Annotated in this window: 16 protein-coding genes; 10 read left to right on the forward strand and 6 right to left on the reverse strand. The window is 61.2% G+C overall.

The features are described from left to right. The first annotated feature begins 130 nt into the window (after window positions 1-130). From IF654_RS18195 to IF654_RS18220, 6 genes are all read left to right on the forward strand, one after another. A complete protein-coding gene (locus IF654_RS18195) occupies window positions 131-1,681 on the forward strand; it encodes an MBOAT family O-acyltransferase (RefSeq protein WP_194862165.1) in 1,551 nt (516 codons plus the stop codon). A gap of 12 nt (window positions 1,682-1,693) precedes the next feature. Beyond that, window positions 1,694-2,872 carry an alginate O-acetyltransferase gene (locus IF654_RS18200; RefSeq protein ID WP_194862164.1) on the forward strand — a complete coding sequence of 393 codons (1,179 nt, stop codon included), beginning with the start codon at window positions 1,694-1,696 and terminating at the stop codon, window positions 2,870-2,872. 31 nt (window positions 2,873-2,903) lie between these two features. Beyond that, window positions 2,904-3,560 carry an alginate O-acetyltransferase AlgF gene (locus tag IF654_RS18205; protein WP_047273463.1) on the forward strand — a complete coding sequence of 219 codons (657 nt, stop codon included), beginning with the start codon at window positions 2,904-2,906 and terminating at the stop codon, window positions 3,558-3,560. A gap of 78 nt (window positions 3,561-3,638) precedes the next feature. After that, window positions 3,639-5,090: a mannose-1-phosphate guanylyltransferase/mannose-6-phosphate isomerase gene (locus IF654_RS18210; RefSeq protein WP_047273432.1), complete on the forward strand. Its 1,452-nt coding sequence runs from the start codon at window positions 3,639-3,641 to the stop codon at window positions 5,088-5,090. 230 nt (window positions 5,091-5,320) lie between these two features. Continuing rightward, the gene (locus tag IF654_RS18215; protein ID WP_047273431.1) at window positions 5,321-5,785 is read left to right on the forward strand and encodes a hypothetical protein; all 465 of its coding nucleotides are present in this window, start codon (window positions 5,321-5,323) and stop codon (window positions 5,783-5,785) included. Window positions 5,786-5,815: 30 nt separating this feature from the next. After that, the gene (locus IF654_RS18220; RefSeq protein ID WP_047273430.1) at window positions 5,816-6,649 is read left to right on the forward strand and encodes an SDR family oxidoreductase; all 834 of its coding nucleotides are present in this window, start codon (window positions 5,816-5,818) and stop codon (window positions 6,647-6,649) included. Here the strand turns inward: IF654_RS18220 and IF654_RS18225 are convergent. After that, window positions 6,606-7,514, reverse strand: a complete 909-nt coding sequence (locus IF654_RS18225; protein WP_047273429.1) for a LysR family transcriptional regulator — start codon at window positions 7,512-7,514, stop codon at window positions 6,606-6,608. The two genes, IF654_RS18220 and IF654_RS18225, sit on opposite strands and share 44 nt — an antisense overlap. 109 nt (window positions 7,515-7,623) lie before the next feature. Here IF654_RS18225 and IF654_RS18230 point away from each other — a divergent pair, with 109 nt between their 5' ends. Beyond that, the gene (locus IF654_RS18230) at window positions 7,624-8,826 is read left to right on the forward strand and encodes an MFS transporter (protein WP_094988030.1); all 1,203 of its coding nucleotides are present in this window, start codon (window positions 7,624-7,626) and stop codon (window positions 8,824-8,826) included. A gap of 14 nt (window positions 8,827-8,840) precedes the next feature. Then, the gene (locus IF654_RS18235) at window positions 8,841-9,236 is read left to right on the forward strand and encodes a DUF4440 domain-containing protein (protein WP_094988029.1); all 396 of its coding nucleotides are present in this window, start codon (window positions 8,841-8,843) and stop codon (window positions 9,234-9,236) included. Window positions 9,237-9,304: 68 nt separating this feature from the next. On the opposite strand, the gene IF654_RS18240 is transcribed toward IF654_RS18235, so the two are convergent. The 4 genes from IF654_RS18240 to IF654_RS18255 are packed head-to-tail and all read right to left on the reverse strand — an operon-like array spanning window position 9,305 to window position 14,140. Further along, window positions 9,305-10,183, reverse strand: coding sequence for an efflux RND transporter periplasmic adaptor subunit (locus tag IF654_RS18240; protein WP_047273426.1), 879 nt, complete (start codon window positions 10,181-10,183; stop codon window positions 9,305-9,307). A 10-nt stretch (window positions 10,184-10,193) separates the two neighbouring features. Beyond that, the gene (locus IF654_RS18245; protein ID WP_016781859.1) at window positions 10,194-10,394 is read right to left on the reverse strand and encodes a DUF1656 domain-containing protein; all 201 of its coding nucleotides are present in this window, start codon (window positions 10,392-10,394) and stop codon (window positions 10,194-10,196) included. Next, window positions 10,384-12,570 (reverse strand): FUSC family protein, encoded by a 2,187-nt coding sequence (locus tag IF654_RS18250; RefSeq protein ID WP_047273425.1) that lies wholly within the window; start codon window positions 12,568-12,570, stop codon window positions 10,384-10,386. The genes IF654_RS18245 and IF654_RS18250 overlap by 11 nt, the downstream gene beginning before the upstream one ends. Before the next feature lie 58 nt (window positions 12,571-12,628). Then, window positions 12,629-14,140, reverse strand: a complete 1,512-nt coding sequence (locus tag IF654_RS18255; RefSeq protein WP_047273424.1) for an efflux transporter outer membrane subunit — start codon at window positions 14,138-14,140, stop codon at window positions 12,629-12,631. A gap of 220 nt (window positions 14,141-14,360) precedes the next feature. Here IF654_RS18255 and IF654_RS18260 point away from each other — a divergent pair, with 220 nt between their 5' ends. Next, a complete protein-coding gene (locus IF654_RS18260; RefSeq protein WP_047273423.1) occupies window positions 14,361-15,293 on the forward strand; it encodes a LysR family transcriptional regulator in 933 nt (310 codons plus the stop codon). Between the two features lie 127 nt (window positions 15,294-15,420). Continuing rightward, window positions 15,421-16,410: a 2-hydroxyacid dehydrogenase gene (locus tag IF654_RS18265; protein WP_047273422.1), complete on the forward strand. Its 990-nt coding sequence runs from the start codon at window positions 15,421-15,423 to the stop codon at window positions 16,408-16,410. Between the two features lie 12 nt (window positions 16,411-16,422). Here the strand turns inward: IF654_RS18265 and IF654_RS18270 are convergent, their stop codons facing one another. Continuing rightward, window positions 16,423-17,319, reverse strand: coding sequence for a DMT family transporter (locus tag IF654_RS18270; RefSeq protein WP_047273421.1), 897 nt, complete (start codon window positions 17,317-17,319; stop codon window positions 16,423-16,425). Window positions 17,320-17,327: the final 8 nt, after the last annotated feature.

A 17,327-nucleotide genomic window follows, 5' to 3' on the forward strand; every position in this document is an offset into this window, starting at 1 on the left:
AGAGGGTTGGGGTGAGGGTCGACCGAACGACACCCACCCCTGAACGAAACACATGCACCCTCCCCATTTTTTCACGGGGGGGTTTGGGGGGGCTGAGCCCTTTACTGTTGGTCCACACGGAGAGGTCAGGATGGTTTTTTCATCCAATGTGTTCCTGTTTTTATTTTTGCCGGTGTTCCTCGGCCTGTATTACTTGAGCGGGCAACGCTATCGCAACCTGTTGCTGCTGGTCGCCAGCTACGTGTTCTATGCCTGGTGGCGAGTGGACTTTCTGGCCCTGTTCATCGGGGTCACCGTCTGGAACTACTGGATCGGCCTCAAGGTCGGTGCCGCCGGGGTACGCACCAAACCCGCGCAACGCTGGCTGTTGCTGGGTGTGGTCATTGACCTGGGGATTCTGGGCTACTTCAAGTACGCCAATTTCGGCGTCGACAGCATCAACGCGATGATGGGTTCGGTCGGGCTCGACCCGTTTATCCTCACCCACGTGCTGTTGCCGATCGGCATCTCGTTCTACATCTTCGAGTCCATCAGCTACATCATCGACGTGTACCGCGGCGACACCCCGGCCACCCGCAACCTGATCGATTTCGCGGCTTTTGTTGCCATCTTCCCGCACTTGATCGCCGGGCCCGTGCTGCGCTTTCGCGACCTGGCCGACCAGTTCAACAACCGCACCCACACCCTCGACAAGTTCAGCGAGGGCGCCACGCGGTTCATGCAGGGTTTCATCAAAAAAGTCTTTATCGCCGACACGCTGGCGGTGGTGGCCGATCATTGCTTCGCCTTGCAAAACCCGACCACCGGCGATGCCTGGCTCGGCGCGCTGGCCTACACCGCGCAACTGTACTTCGACTTTTCGGGCTACAGCGACATGGCCATCGGTTTGGGCTTGATGATGGGTTTCCGCTTCATGGAGAACTTCAAACAGCCGTACATCAGTCAGTCGATCACCGAGTTCTGGCGTCGCTGGCACATCAGCCTCTCCACCTGGCTGCGTGACTACCTCTACATCACCCTGGGCGGCAACCGCAAAGGCACGCTCATCACCTACCGCAACCTGTTCCTGACCATGTTGCTGGGCGGTCTGTGGCATGGCGCAAACATCACCTACATCGTGTGGGGCGCCTGGCACGGCATGTGGCTGGCGATTGAAAAAGCGCTGGGCATCAACACCACGCCGCGCGCACTGAACCCGATCCGCTGGGCGCTGACCTTCCTGCTGGTGGTCATGGGCTGGGTGATCTTCCGGGCCGAAAACCTGCACGTGGCCGGTCGCATGTACGGCGCCATGTTCAGCTTCGGGGAATGGTCGCTGTCGGAACTCAACCGCGCCAACCTCACCGGCCTGCAAGTCGCCACGCTGGTGGTGGCTTACCTGACGCTGGCGTTCTTCGGCCTGCGCGACCTGTACAGCACGCCCAACGCCCCGCGCAAAACCGAGGCCGATGGCCCGGCCACCGCGCAACCGGGCTTGATCAAAGCCGTACCCGGCGACGCCCCCGGCAACCTGCACTTGCCGGGCTACACCGTGGGCACAGAAGCCAGCGTGCAACCGGCGTTCTGGGTGGCCGACTGGCCGCGCTATGCGATGCGCACCCTGATCGTGCTGCTGTTCATCGCCTCGATTCTCAAACTCTCGGCGCAAAGCTTCTCGCCGTTCCTGTACTTCCAGTTCTAAGGGGAGCCGACCATGAATCGAACATTACGCATCGTCTACGTCGCCTTTTTCTGCGCCTTGCTGCTGGGCCTGGGGCTGATTTCATTGCGCAGCTTTATGGGCTTTAACACCACCGACGACGCCACCGTGCTGAACGGTCGCTGGAGCAAAGCCGTCGAGACCCACTATGACGACGAGTTCCCGATCAAGCGGTTGGGCACCAACCTGTGGGCAGCGCTGGATTTCACCCTGTTCAATGAAGGCCGTCCCGGCGTGGTGCTGGGCCGCAACCACTGGTTGTTCAGCGATGAAGAGTTCAAGCCGTGGCCCAACGCCGAGCAAAACGTGGCCGACAACTACGCGCTGGTTGAAGGCGTGCGCCAAACCTTGAAAGCCCACGGGGTGAAGCTGGTGATGGCGGTGGTGCCGTCCAAGGTGCGCCTGTACCCCGAGCACATGGGTGACGAGCGACCGGCCAGCATTCACGCCGATCTGTACCGTGACTTCCATGCGCAACTGGCGGCCAGCCAGATCATTGCCCCCGACTTGCTGGGCCCGCTGCAACAGGCCAAACAAGGCGGCACGCAAGTCTTCCTGCGCACCGATACGCACTGGACACCCGATGGCGCACAGGTCGCGGCCCAGCAACTGGCCGCTGCGATTGGCAGCCAGTTTCCCCTGAGCGGTGAACCGCAACAGTTTGTGACCGAGGCCGAAAAAACCGAACAGCACAATGGCGACCTTGAGCGCTTCCTGCCCATGGACCCGCTGTTCAGCAACCTGATGCCGCCTTCCGAGCCGCTGGAAAAACGCAGCACCCGCGCGGCCAATGCCGAGGCAGACAGCGAAGACGCGTTGTTCGCTGACAGCGAAGTGCCCGTCACGCTGGTGGGTACCAGCTACAGCGCCAACCCCAACTGGAACTTCGTCGGCGCCCTGAAACAGGCACTGCGCAGCGACGTGATTAACGACTCCAAGGACGGCCACGGTCCGATCCTGCCGATGCTCGCTTACCTCAAAAGCGATGCCTTCAAGAACACCCCGCCACAGGTGCTGATTTGGGAGTTCCCCGAGCGTTACCTGCCGGTGGACAACGAGATCGGTGATGCCGACCCGCAGTGGGTCGCGACCTTGAAAGAAGCGGGCGCACGCCAACCGCAACTGGCACAAAACACGCCGAAATCCGAGACGCCCAACCGGGCGCAACACTGAAAGAGAGGTTCGACTGATGACTATTAAAACCATGCCGTTCACACCTGCTCCACGTCGTCTCGCCAAATCATTTGCCTTGATCGCGGGCATGAGCCTGCTGTCGTTACACGCCTGGGCCGGTGGCGATGCCGCCCTCTACGGCCCGACCGCGCCCAAGGGCTCCAGCTTTGTGCGCATGTTCAACGCCAGCAACCAGCCCGTCAGCGCCACCGTCGGCAATACCGCGCTCAACGACGTTGCGGCACAGGGCAGCAGCGATTTCAGCTTTCTGCCACAAGGCGACTACAGCGCCAAAGTCGGCAGCCACAACCTGCCGGTCAAACTGAGCGCCGACCACTACTACACCCTGGTCAATACCGGCAGCGGCCAACCGCAACTGATCGAAGAGCCGCCGTTCAAGAACAAGCAAAAATCCCTGGTCCGCGTACAGAACCTGACTGACAAGGCGCTGACGCTCAAAACCGCTGACGGCAAGACAGACGTGGTCAAGGCCGTGGCTGCCAAGGGCCGTGGCGAGCGTGAAATCAATCCGGTGAAAGTCAGCTTCGCGCTGTTTGAGGGCGACAAGAAAGTCAGCGACCTCAAACCTGTCGCCCTGGAACGCGGTGAAGCCGCGGTGCTGTACGTCACCGGCAACGGCAGCAGCGTGTCGCCGACGTGGGTCAAGCGCCCGGTTTCTACCCGTTAATTCAATTTTTTGCTCTGTGCCGGCGCGAGCGAGCCTCGCGCCATCAGACACAACTATTTCAGTTTTTGGAGAGACAACATGATTCCGGTAATTCTTTCAGGTGGTAGCGGTTCGCGTCTGTGGCCTTTGTCGCGTAAGCAATTCCCCAAGCAGTTTCTGGCCCTGACCGGCGAGCAGACCCTGTTTCAGCAAACCCTTGAGCGCCTGGTGTTTGAAGGCATGGACGCGCCGATTGTGGTGTGCAACAAGGAGCACCGTTTCATCGTCAACGAACAGTTGGCGGCTCGCCAGCTGGACACCCAACGCATCCTGATGGAGCCGTTCGGCCGTAACACGGCGCCCGCTGTTGCCCTGACCGCGATGATGCTGATTAACGAAGGCCGCGACGAGTTAATGCTGGTGCTGCCGGCCGACCACGTGCTGGAAGACCAGAAAGCCCTGCAACGCGCCCTCGCGCTGGCCACCGTGGCTGCCGAACGCGGCGAAATGGTGCTGTTTGGGGTTCCTGCGCTCAAACCTGAGACCGGTTATGGCTACATCAAGTCCACCGCCGACGCCCTGCTGCCCGAAGGCGTGAGCCGTGTTGCCTCCTTTGTTGAAAAACCCGACGCCAAGCGGGCTGCCGAATTCGTCAAAAGTGGCGGCTATTTCTGGAACAGCGGCATGTTCATGTTCCGCGCCAGCCGCTTTCTGGAAGAACTGAAAAAACACGATCCGGACATCTACGACACCTGCCTGCTGACCCTGGAACGCAGCCAGCAAGACGCCGACACCGTGGACATCGACGACGCCACATTCGCCTGCTGCCCGGACAACTCGATTGACTACGCCGTGATGGAAAAAACCCAGCGCGCCTGCGTCGTGCCGTTGACGGCCGGTTGGAGCGATGTGGGCTGCTGGTCGTCGCTGTGGGATGTCAATGAGAAAGACGCCAATGGCAACGTGAGCAAAGGCGACGTGGTGATTCAGGACAGCACCAACTGCATGATCCATGGCAACGGCAAACTGGTGTCGGTGATCGGCCTGGACAACATCGTGGTGGTGGAAACCAAAGACGCGATGATGATTGCCCACAAAGACAAGGTTCAGGGTGTCAAACAGATGGTCAACACCCTGAACGAACAGGGTCGCAGCGAAACCCAGAACCACTGCGAAGTTTATCGTCCGTGGGGGTCGTACGACTCGGTGGACATGGGCGGGCGCTTCCAGGTCAAGCACATCTCGGTCAAGCCGGGGGCCTGCCTGTCGTTGCAAATGCACCACCACCGCGCCGAACACTGGATTGTGGTGTCGGGCACGGCGGAAGTGACGTGTGACGAAAACGTATTCCTGCTGACCGAAAACCAGTCCACCTACATCCCGATTGCCTCGGTACACCGCCTGCGCAACCCGGGGAAAATCCCGCTGGAAATCATCGAAGTGCAGTCCGGCAGCTATTTGGGTGAAGACGACATCGAGCGTTTTGAAGACGTGTACGGTCGCTCGACGCCCGTTGAACGTGGCGTGTCAGTCAAGACGATTGCGCAGTAAGCGCGTTACTTGCCCGGCCGCCTGCCCTCACCCCGGCCCTCTCCCTAATGGAGAGGGCGCTTAGATGTGCGCTCGACCTCCCGGCGAGCCGGGGTTTTGAATTCCACCCGTTCAGTCCCCTCTCCCACTGTGAGAGGGCGCGGTGAGGGCCGGCCTTGGTGTCATCCGAATTCGCCATTCCCACCTAAGCTTCAGTAGGATGTCCCTCCACTCTCTGCGAGGCGAGCGTCATGCTTATCGGCGTTCTACTGATCATCACCTGGTTGGTCCTGCTGCTGCGCTACCCGTCCAAAGCCTTGCCGGTTTCACTGGCAGCCGTGGCGGGGCTGGCGGTTGTGGCCGCTTCGGTCGCCTGGCTCGATCACCGTGAAGCCCAACAATTGGCCCGCCTGGAACTGCGCATGGTGTATGCGCCCGAGCAGTGCCCGGCCGACCGTCCCCTGAGCCTGACCCTGCGTAATGGCAACGATGTGCCCTTGCTTGAACTGGGCTGGCGCGTGGCGGCTTATGCGCCGGGCGATACGGTCAACCTGGCCGACAACCTCTACACTGCCCCGCGTTACCGTGGGCCGGGTGAACTGCAAGCAGGCGCGGTGTGGCACGATTGCTTGCCCTTGCCGCCGTTGCGTGCCGGTTACCGTGCGCAAACCCTGGAATTTCGGGCTGAACGCCTGCAAGGCAGTTTTTCCAACTGATCTTTTTTAGCCGCTCTCAAGGACGTTTTGATGCCCCTCGCTTTAATCACTGGCTGTTCCAGCGGCATTGGCCGCGCCCTGGCGGATGCCTATAAACACGCCGGTTATGAGGTGTGGGCCACGGCCCGCAAAACGGCCGATGTGGCGCAATTAAAGGCCGATGGCTTTGTCGCCGTGCAACTGGATGTCAACGACAGCCTTGACGTCGACCGGCTGAGCAAGCGCATCAAGCAGCACGGCCAAGGCCTGGACGTGTTGATCAACAACGCTGGCTATGGCGCCATGGGCCCCGTGCTCGACGGCGGGGTTGAGGCACTGCAATTGCAATTTGAAACCAATGTGTTCTCGATTGTGGGCATGACCCAATCCCTGCTGGAGCCGCTGCGCAGCAACCGCGGGCTGGTGGTCAATATCGGCAGCGTTTCAGGGGTACTGGTCACGCCGTTTGCCGGGGCGTACTGCGCGTCGAAAGCAGCCGTACACGCCTTGAGCGAAGCCATGCGCATGGAGCTGGCACCGCTGGGGGTGCGGGTGATGGAAGTGCAGCCCGGCGCCATCGACACCCACTTTGCAAAAAACGCCAGCGCCTGCGCTGAAGTGTTGATCGCCGAGGATTCGCCGTGGTGGCCGATGCGTGAGGGGATTCGCGCCCGCGCCACGGCATCGCAAGACAACCCGACCCCGGTCGCGGCATTGGCGCAGGTGGTTTTCAAGGCCAGCCGCAAGCCCCGGCCTCCGGCCTTGTTGCGTTACGGCAACGGCAGCCGCGCCCTGCCGCTGCTGGCCGCATTGATGCCGCGCTGGCTGCTGCAAAACATCCTTATGAAACGTTTCGGCCTGAACCCGCCTCGCGGTTTTTCATAAAGTCGATAAACGCCCGCACCTTGAGGGGCAAGTGGCGGGTGTCGGGGTACAACGCATACACGCCTTGGGGGGTGAACTGCCACTGCGGCAACACGTGCACCAAGCGGCCGCTTCGCAAGTCATCGTCAATCAACCAGTCGGGCAGAATCGCCACGCCCTGCCCGCTCAGTGCAAACGCCCGCAGCACCGAGGCGTGATCGGCCTTGAGGCGCACCTTGTCGGGGTCGGGCGCGTAGGGCCGAACCGCACCCGTGCTGCGCTCCGTCACATTCAATTCCCCCACCCGACCATGCGCCAGCCACGGGGTGTGCTCCAGTGCCCGCACGCTGTCGATGGGCGGCTGAGTCCGCACAAACCCCGGTGACGCCACCGGTAAAATCTCGAAGGTACTCAATTGCACGGCGCGGTGGCTGGAGTCGAGGATGCGGCCCAGGCGCAGGGCCACATCGAAGCGCTCGGAGATCAAGTCAGCGTGGGTCGATGACGTCGACAGGTGCACCGTGAGATCGGGGTGCAACGCGCCAAACACTTCCAGCGCAGGCACCACGCTGGCCAGCGCATATTCCACCGTGGTGGTCACGCGCAGCGTGCCCTTGAGCCCGGTGTGTTCGCCACGGGCTTCGTCGATGGCCAGTTGCGCCGCTTCCAGCATGCTCAAACAGCGCACATAAAAACGTTCGCCCGCTTCTGTCAGCGCCAGCCGCCGAGTGTTGCGGGTGAGCAAGGTGACGCCCAGTTCAGCCTCCAGGCGCTTGATGGTGAAGCTGACCACGGCCCGGGTCTGCCCCAGCAAATCAGCCGCCGCGGTCAGGGAACCGGCTTCCACCACGGCTTTGAAAGTGTCGAAACGATCAAGACTGACCACGCAAAATGCCACCTATTGTCAAAAATATTTTGACAATCTAGCAGCGCATACCCCGTTCCTCCAGCCCTAAAAGACGCCTACTGTGCGGCCTCTGATCAAGGAGGCGGTCATGGCCTATCGCACTAAAATCGCCGCGGTGTACCTGCTGAGCTTTGCGCTGGATCTGGTGAACATGTTTGCCGTGTCGATTGCCTACCCGCAAATCGGTGTGGATCTGCAGGCATCGGTATCGCAACTGGCCTGGATCGGTAATGCCTACATGTTGGGCCTGACCCTGATTATTCTGCCCAGCGTGTGGCTGGCAGCCGTGGTGGGCGAAAAGCGCCTGCTGCTGATTTCACTGGGGGTGTTTACGGCGGCGACCTGGGGGGTGGCGCAAGCGACCTCGATTGAAACGCTGATCGGCTGGCGCCTGCTGCAAGGGCTGGGCGGCGGTTTGTTGATCCCGGTGGGACAAGCCATGGTGTATCGCGAATTTCGCCCCCATGAGCGGGCGCGGCTGACATCGGTCATCCTGCTGGTGGCCCTGATGGTGCCGGCCCTGTCACCGGTGCTGGGCGGCTGGGTGGTAGAGGCGACGTCATGGCGCTGGGTGTTTTATGCCAACCTGCCGCTGGCGCTGATTGCACTGATACTGACGCAGTGCTGGGTCCGGCCCGTCACTCAATCGGCACGGCCTGCGCCGGTGCGGCTGGCGACCCTGGCACACCTGCTCAAAAGCCCGCTGCTGCGCCTCGCGATGCTGACGTACCTGTGCATTCCGGGGATTTTCATTGGCACACAGCTGGTGAGCATTTTGTATGTGCATCAGTTGGGTTACGGCCCGGCACAGACCGGTGCGCTGATGCTGCCCTGGGCGCTGGCGTCCGCACTGGGTATTGCCCTGAGCCGCTACCGGTTCAATCGGTGGGGGCCCAAACCTTTGTTGCTGGCAGGCATGAGCGCGCAGGCACTCGGCATCGCCTTGTTGATCCAGCTGCAGGACGGCCCCCTCTGGTTGCCCATGGCGCTTTACGCGCTGATGGGGTTTGGCGGCAGCCTGTGCAGCAGCACAGCACAGAACACCGCCTTCATTGACGTACCCGCTGAACACATGGCACCCGCCAGCGCGCTCTGGAACCTCAACCGGCAGTTGAGCTTTCTGCTGGGCCCGGCGCTGATGATGGGCCTGTTCAGTGCCTTGAGCAGCATCACCTCGACGTCCCACGCCTTTGCCCTATGCTTTGCCATCGGCGCTGGCATGACGCTGGTGCCGCTCATTCCCGCTTTACGCCTCAATACTCCACGCGTGCTGGCCTTGCTGGCGCCCTGACCCAAGAGAATGTGATGACTGACTACTCGCGCTACTTCGACCTGGTCCAAGAAACCCACGTCGAGATTGAAGGCTGGTTTTGCGGGCTGGAACCGGGCGTACTGCCCACGTTGCTGGCCCGCTTCTCAGCACAGTTTTCGATGATCACGCCCAGCGGCAATACGCTCAATTTAAGCAGCATGGAAGCCCTGTTTGAACAGTTGCGCGGGGCACGCCCGGGGCTGGTCATCAGCCTCAGCGAATTTCAAGGCATCGCCTTGTACGCAGGGGGGGCGGTCATCGGTTACCGCGAAGTGCAGGAAGAACACAACGGCAACCGAACCGATCGGCGGGCCACCGCTGTGTTTGAGCAAGACGCTCACGGCACGTTGCTGTGGCGTCATCTGCATGAGACGTTTGTCGCGGGTTAACCCTCAGGGTGTGTTCCCGCGTCATGGCAAGCCGCGTCGCTGGCTACAGGTGGTAGGCGCACAGCCCCTTAGTGCTCGGGATGCGTGTCCACGTCATCCTGTTGCACGATCACGGTACAGGTGGTGCCGGCAGCGAGCAGGAACCCCTCGGGGATTTCGTCGATGTGGATACGCACGGGCACCCGCTGGGCCAGACGCACCCAGTTGAATGTCGGGTTGACGTCGGCCACCAGCTCGCGGCTTTCGGGGTTGTCCCGGTCGTAGATGCCGCGCGAAATGCTCTCGACGTGACCTTTGAGCACTTCGCCACTCATCATTTGCAGCTCGGCTTTATCGCCCACGCGGATGTGCGGCAGTTTGGTTTCTTCGAAGAAGCCATAGACCCAGAACGAGTCTTTATCGACCACCGCCATTTTCGGGTCACCGACCCGGGCGTAGTCGCCCCGGTGCACATTCAGGTTGGTGACGTAACCATCGACCGTGGCCAGTACTTGGGTGCGTTTGAGGTTCAGCAGCGCGGCATCGAGCTGGGCCAGCGCGTGCTGGTAATCGGCCAGGGCCGAGTCCGCGATGTTGGTGGCGTCGTCACGGTTTTCTTTTGAGATCACCAGGTTGTCCATGTCCGCCCGGCGATGGGCGTTGAGCTTGCGCATCTCCCACGTGGCCTTGCGCGAAGCCACCAGCGACTGGGCCTGTTTGACGGCAATTTCGTAGTGCTCGGGGTCGATTTCCAGCAACACGTCGCCCTTTTTCACCAACTGGTTGTCCTTGACCGGCACGTTGACCACGTAACCGTTGACGTCCGCCGCGACGTTGATGATGTCGGCGCGCACGCGGCCGTCGCGGGTCCAGGGGGTGTTCATGTAATGCACCCACAGGGTTCGGCCGATCCATATTGCAAGGGCCAAAACCAGCAAGGTGGCAAGCAGGCTGAAGAACTTTTTCATCGGATCGGTCTCAACGGTAAACAGTGAGCGCCATGGCGCCAAAAAGACAAGCAAACAGGCTCAGGCGCAGCAGCGCCGGGTGCCAGAAGAAGCGGTACAGGTCGTAGCCGGAAAACAGTCGGTCAAAGCCCCACGCCAACCCCGCCGCGATAAAAAACATCAGGGTCATGGTGGGCATATAGACGCCGTGGAAGGCGATTTCACGAGGCATGTTCAAGTCCTTGCGGCTGCGCGTAGGCGGCCAGCGGCGATTGCGGATCCAGCAGTGAGGTACGAATGAAGTGCAGGTAGCTTTGCACCCGGACCAACGCCGAGGTGTCGAAGTTGCGGGCAAACGGTTCGTCGGTGGCCTGCACCCGGCTGATGGCGTGGTCCACGGCGATCAGGGCGCGTTCCAGGTTGCTTTCGCCGGGGCTGATAAACAGGCGCACCAAGGCCCGGCCCATGACGCGGATCGCCTGGCGCCAGGGCTGAGATTCGGCGTAGGCCGGGTGAATCGGCAAAATCGCTTGTTCTTTGCGCAATTCGATAATCGCGTGGCCCACTTCCAGCACCACGAACATCCAGCGCAACAAGGTCCGTTGCACCTGCGGCTGACCGGCGGCCAAACCGTAGGCCTGATTCATCAGGTCGCGGGTGCGGCTTTCGAGGCTGGAGCTCAAGCCTTTGAGCTTGCCGCTGATGGCGTACACCACTTGCTCGCGCAGGTCTTGTTCCAGACGGCTCCATAACCAGCGGCTGTTGGGCGGCAGGATGATTGCGCCAGCAGCGGCGCAGACCAGCATGCCGATGACCATGGCGATGTAGTCGTTGATGAACTGGTACGGGTTGTAAACGGTCAGGTTGTCGGGCACTGAGCCGGTACTGAAAAAGATCAACAACCCCAGCCCGACCCCGGCGTAATTGGCACGCGATGTCAGGAATGAGCCGAGCATGATCACCGGGGTCAGCACCAGGCACAGCAACGGGAAACCGTCGATGTGGGGCAGCACGAAGAACATCTCGAAAAAACCCACCACCGCACCGATGAACGTCCCGCAGGCCATTTGAAAAGCCATGCGCTTGGGGTTGGGCGTCGCCGCCGACAGGCCCACTGTGGCGGCGGCAATCAGGGTCATGGTGGCGCCGCTGGGCCAGGCCGTCATCACCCAGTACGTGCCCAGCACCACCAGAATGAACGAGGCCCGTATGCCCGAGGCCGCCGCCGACCACCAGTTGGTTTGCGAGATGAACGGCTGATCCCAACGCTCGCGCTCGTGGGTGTGATCGGCCAGCGAAGCGTGGGTCAGTGCGTAGCTGAGCATGTCGTCGACAAACCGGTACAACAGCTCATAAGCGGTGTTGAAGTCCAGAAAGTCCGAAGGGCTGGGGTCGGTTTCCAGAAACTGGACCCGCAGGTTGCGCACGTGCTCCGGCAAACCGGCCTTGAACGCCGCCAGTTGTTCAGCCAGCACGGCGGCGTCCTTGTCGGTCAGCGAACGGCCGCTGTAGGTGTCGAGCAACTGCGCCAGCAGCTCCAGCTCCGGCTCAATGGCACCCACCACTTGCACCACGCCACGGCTGCGCAGACGGGCCAGCAATTGGTGCAGCGCATTGAAGCGCGTGGTGATAGCCATGAACTCGCTGTTCAGGCGGCTCAGGCGACCGCTGCGGCGGCGCATGTGCGGGTCTTCGAAGACGGTCACGCTGCGCATGCCTTCGAGCCCGACACTTTCGCCAATGAAACGCACGTTGCTGGATTCGTAGTCTTGCTGGGTGGACTGGCCGCGCAAGCCCTGGGCCACGAATCCGGCGAACACACCGAAGCGCTGGTACAAGGCGTTGTGCATCGCCGCGCCTGCGGTTTTCGGCAAAATCGCGGCACTGATCACGGTGGAGCAGAGGATGCCGAGCGAGATTTCCAGCACCCGCCACACGGCGGCCATGAACGCGCCATCGGGGTGCGCCAGCGCGGGCAAGCCCACCATCGCGGCGGTGTACCCGGCCAGTACAAAGCCATAGGCGCGGAAGTTACGGCAGCGCGCGGCACCGGCCGAGCAAATGCCGACCCAGATCGCCATGGCACCGAGAAACAGGGCGGTGTTTTGCGCGAACAGCGCGATCAGCGCCACCATCACGGCCGAGCCGGTCAGGGTGCCCAAAAAGCGATAAAAGCTTTTAGCGAACACCTGACCGCTCTGCGGTTGCATCACGATGAACACGGTGATCATCGCAGTACGCGGCTGCGGCAACTCCAGGCGCATGGCCAGCCACAGGGTCAGAAACGCCGCGACCAGTACTTTGAAAATATGCACCCAGGTCACGCCATCGCTGCGTGCCCAGTCAAAAAAGCCTCGGCGCCATTCCAGCGAATACAGCCAGCGTACCGGGGCGGGTAAATGGTTCATCTATAGGCTCTCAGCGTTAGCCATCAGGGGTTTGGAAGTCATGGAAGGCGGACGAAGATCAATGGTTGAAAATCGCCATCACCGCTGGCGGTTTGTCCGGGACATAGCGGTCGTCCTTGGGCACGTCGTTGCCCGCCCCCAGGCCGCCACCCAGCGCCGTCACCAGCTCGGCATGGGCACTCAGGCGCGCGGCCTGAACCTGCTGCTGAATCTGCTGCTGTTTGAACAGCAGGGTTTGTGCGTTGAGCACGTTGAGGTAGTCGGTCAGGCCGCGCTGGAAGGCGACCATGGCGATGTCGTAGGTTTTCTGCGCCGCTTCAACCGACTCCGCGGCGAATGCTTGCTGTTTTTCCATCGACTCACGTTTGATCAGTTGATCGGAAATGCCCTTGAGCGCAGTGACCAGGGTCTGGTTGTACTTGGCCACGGCCATGTCATACCCGCCTGAAGCCACCCCCAATTCGGAGCGCAATCGGCCGCCATCGAAGATCGGTAACGTGATGGCCGGGCCCACGTTGTAAGTGAGTTTTTTACCGGTCAGGAACTCCAGCGCCCCGCCGCCGGTGGCCATGAAACCGATGCTGCCCACCAAATCAACGTTGGGATAAAAACCGGCATGGGCGACGTCAATGCCGCGTGCTTGAGCGGCGACTTCCCAGCGGCTGGCGACCACGTCAGGCCGTTGGCCGAGCAACTCGGCAGGCAAGGCAGACGGCAATTTGAGGGCGGTGCCCAACGCCAGTGTCGGGCGCTTCAATCGGGCGCCCTCGCCCGGACCTTTACCGGCCAATGCGGCCAACTGGTTTCGGGTCAAGGCAATTTCTTCTTCCTGCGCATCGATCTGACGGTGAATCTCCGGCAGCGGGGCTTGCGCCTGACTCACTTCAAAATGTGTACCGATGCCGCCATCCAGGCGTTTTTGCGCCAGGTCGAGAATTTGCTCCTGCTGGTGCAGGGTCGACTCGATGATGTCGAGCTGGGCGTAATGCAGCGACAACTGGATGTAGGCGCGGATCACGTTGTTCTGCAATTCGAGCTGGGCCTGGCGGGCTTCGGCGGCACTCATGTGCGCCATGTCCACGGCCTGTTCGGTGGCATTGCTTTCACGGCCCCACAGGTCGAGGGCAAAACTGAAGCCCAGCGCCGCGTTGTTGTCCCAGGTGGTGGCGTTATCCAGCGCGCCCGGCCCATAGAAGGGGTCGGACGGCCAGTTATGACGTTTGAGCGTCGATTCACCATTGATTTGCAGCGACTCGGCAGACTCGGCCACACCCGCCATGGCTTTGGCCTGACGCACACGGGCGGCGGCCATGGCCATGGTGGGGCTGCCCTGCACCGCGAGGCTGATCCAGGCATCCAGTTGGGGGTCGCCATAGGCGTGCCACCACTGGGCCCTGGGCCAGTTTGCGTCTTTAGCGGCGTCTTGAATCGCTTCGTCCGTGGCCAGGGTATTGGCGGACATCATCTGGCTTTTGGGGCCGATGCCACCGAAACCGATACAGCCGTTTAATGCTAACGATAAAGCCAGAACACTGAGGGCTTTAAGCTCTCTGCTGATGCGACGCGGCACTGCTGCAAATTCCTGCATGAGGGGGAGAAGGCTTGAGTCGGATAAGTCTATGGGTTGGCACACGCAACGATAAGCTGGCATAACTGTGAATCTTTATTACCGTTATCAGGATAATCCGTTGGTCGAATGCATAAGCCTCGGTAAACACTGAAACTTCATGTCACAATTTGTTGCTGTCTACGTTGTTGTTGTCCCTTTTATTGCCCTCTGAGAGCACCCCATGGACACCTTGCAAAACATGCGCGCGTTCAGTTGCGTGGCTGAAGCCGGAAGTTTTACGGCGGCAGCCGCCATGCTGGATACCACTACCGCTAACGTGTCGCGCGCGGTCTCGAACCTTGAGGCCCACCTGCAAACCCGCTTACTGAACCGCACCACCCGGCGCATCGCCCTGACCGAAGCCGGTAAACGCTACTTGCTGCGCTGCGAGCAAATCCTGGCCTATGTAGAAGAAGCCGAAGCCGAGGCCAGCGACGCCCACTCGCGCCCTGCCGGGCAATTGAAAGTGCACACCATGACCGGCATCGGTCAGCACTTTGTGATCGACGCCATTGCCCGCTATCGCAAGACCCACCCGGACGTGACCTTCGACCTGACCCTGGCCAACCGCGTCCCGGACTTGCTCAACGAAGGCTATGACGTGTCCATCGTGCTGGCCAGTGAGCTGCCGGACTCGGGATTTGTGTCCCAGCGTCTGGGCATTACCTACAGCATTGTGTGTGCCTCGCCCGGTTACGTGAAAGCCAACGGCACCGCGACCAAACCCAGCGACCTGCTCAACCACGCCTGCCTGCGGCTGGTCAGCCCGGTCATACCGCTGGATAAATGGGTGTTCGACGGCCCTGAAGGCCAGGAAATGGTGCTGATTAACACCTCACCGTTTTTGGTCAACTCGGCTGATGCGATGAAAACCGCGATCACCAGTGGCATGGGCGTGGGCGTGTTGCCGGTGTATGCGGCCATCGACGGCCTGCGCAACGGCACCCTGGTGCGCATGCTGCCCCAGTACCGCTCGCAGGAACTGAACCTGTACGCCATCTATCCGTCGCGCCAGTACCTGGATGCGAAGATCAAAACGTGGGTGGAATACCTGCGCGGTTCGCTGCCGGAAATTTTGACCGCGCATCAGACAGAGTTGGCGACGTACAGCTGACCCGCAGCCAGCCCCTCCTGATCTTCTCCCCCCGCGAGGGAGGATCGGGAAGGGCTTGAAACGCTGCAATCTTCGGCCATGAATGTTAGCGTGCTCACATTCCCGCCAGCCGATGAGCCTTGTTCCGATGAGCCTTTCCAGCACAAAGAAAACCGTTCTCGCCTTCAGCCGCGTCACCCCCGAGATGATCGAGCGCCTGCAACAGGACTTCAACGTCATCGCGCCCAACCCCAAGCTGGGCGACATCAATGAACAGTTCAATCAGGCCCTGCCCCACGCCCACGGTTTGATCGGCGTCGGGCGCAAATTGGGCCGCCAGCAGCTGGAAAACGCCACGCAGCTGGAAGTGGTGTCCAGCGTCTCAGTGGGTTACGACAATTACGACGTCGACTACTTCAACGAACGCGGAATCATGCTCACCAACACCCCGGACGTGCTCACCGAAAGCACGGCGGACTTGGGCTTTGCCCTGATCATGAGCAGCGCCCGGCGTGTCGCAGAACTGGACGCCTGGACCAAGGCCGGTCAATGGCAGGCCAGCGTGCCGCCTGCGCTGTTCGGTTGCGATGTGCATGGCAAAACGCTGGGCATCGTCGGCCTGGGCAATATCGGCGCGGCGGTGGCACGCCGGGGCCGTTTGGGGTTCAACATGCCGATCCTCTACAGCGGCAACAGCCGCAAGACCGACCTTGAGCACGAGCTGGGCGCGCAATACCGCAGCCTTGAGCAGTTGCTGGCCGAAGCTGACTTCGTGTGTCTGGTGGTGCCGTTGAGCGAGAAGACCCGTCACCTGATCGGTCAGCGTGAGTTGCAGCTGATGAAACCCAGCGCCATTTTAGTGAATATTTCCCGTGGCCCCGTGGTGGACGAAGCCGCGCTGGTCCACGCCCTGCAACATGGCACGATTCGCGGGGCCGGGCTGGATGTGTACGAAAAAGAGCCGCTCAGCGACTCACCCCTGTTCCAGCTCAAGAATGCGGTCACCCTGCCCCATATCGGCTCCGCGACCCACGAAACCCGCGACGCCATGGCCCAGCGCGCGCTGGCTAACTTGCGCAGCGCGTTGCTCGGCGAGCGGCCGCAGGATCTGGTCAACCCGCAGGTGTTCAAAGGCTGACGCCGGGCAGCCTCAAGCCACTTTGGCCTGCAACACCGGCCGGGCGGGCTTGCGAAACACCAGCACGTTGCCAAGCATCACCAGCACCAGCCCCATCAAGGCCGGTGCTGTCCACTGATACCCCTCCGCGAAGGCCGACACGTTGAGCGCCACCAACGGGAACAGCACCGTGCAATAGGCGGCGCGTTCCGGGCCCATGCGCCCCACCAGCGTCAAGTACGCGGTAAAGCCGATCACCGATCCGGGGATCACCAGGTACAGCAACGAGCCGATATAACGGGTGTTCCATTCCATGTCGAACGGGATGCCCCTTATCACGCAGTACAGCGCCAGCAGGCTGGCGCCATACAGCATGCCCCAGGCGTTGGTGGTCAGGGGTTTGAGGCCGGCCTTTTGTTGCAGGCTCGACAGCAAGTTGCCTGCCGAAAAACACATCGTACCCAGCAAGGCCAACCCCAGGCCCAACATCGTCTCAGGGGTTGCGGTGTGTGCACTCACCTCGGGCCAGAACAGAAAGCCCAGTCCGGTCAACCCCAAACCACCGCCCAGCAGCACGTTGCGGGCGATTTTCTGCTTGAAGAAGATCCGCGCGTTCAACGCGTTCCACAGCGTGGCGGTGGAAAACACCACCGCGATCAAACCGGTGGTCACCCATTGGCTGGCGGTTAAAAAACACATGAAGTTCACGCAAAACAGGCACAGCCCCTGAGCCAGGCAAATCAGGTGCCCGCGCCGGTTCATGACCTGCAATGTGCGGCTGAGCAACAACAGCGCAAACAGCACCAGTGCCGCCAGCCCAAAGCGATACACGATGGACACCGGAATCGCCACCACACCCAGTTGCAACTTGAGGGCGATCCAGGTGGTGCCCCAAATCAACACGGTCAACACATATAACGATAGGTTCATGGCGCGCT

This window comes from Pseudomonas lundensis (genome assembly GCF_015377145.2).
GTDB classification, from domain to species: Bacteria; Pseudomonadota; Gammaproteobacteria; order Pseudomonadales; family Pseudomonadaceae; genus Aquipseudomonas; species Aquipseudomonas lundensis.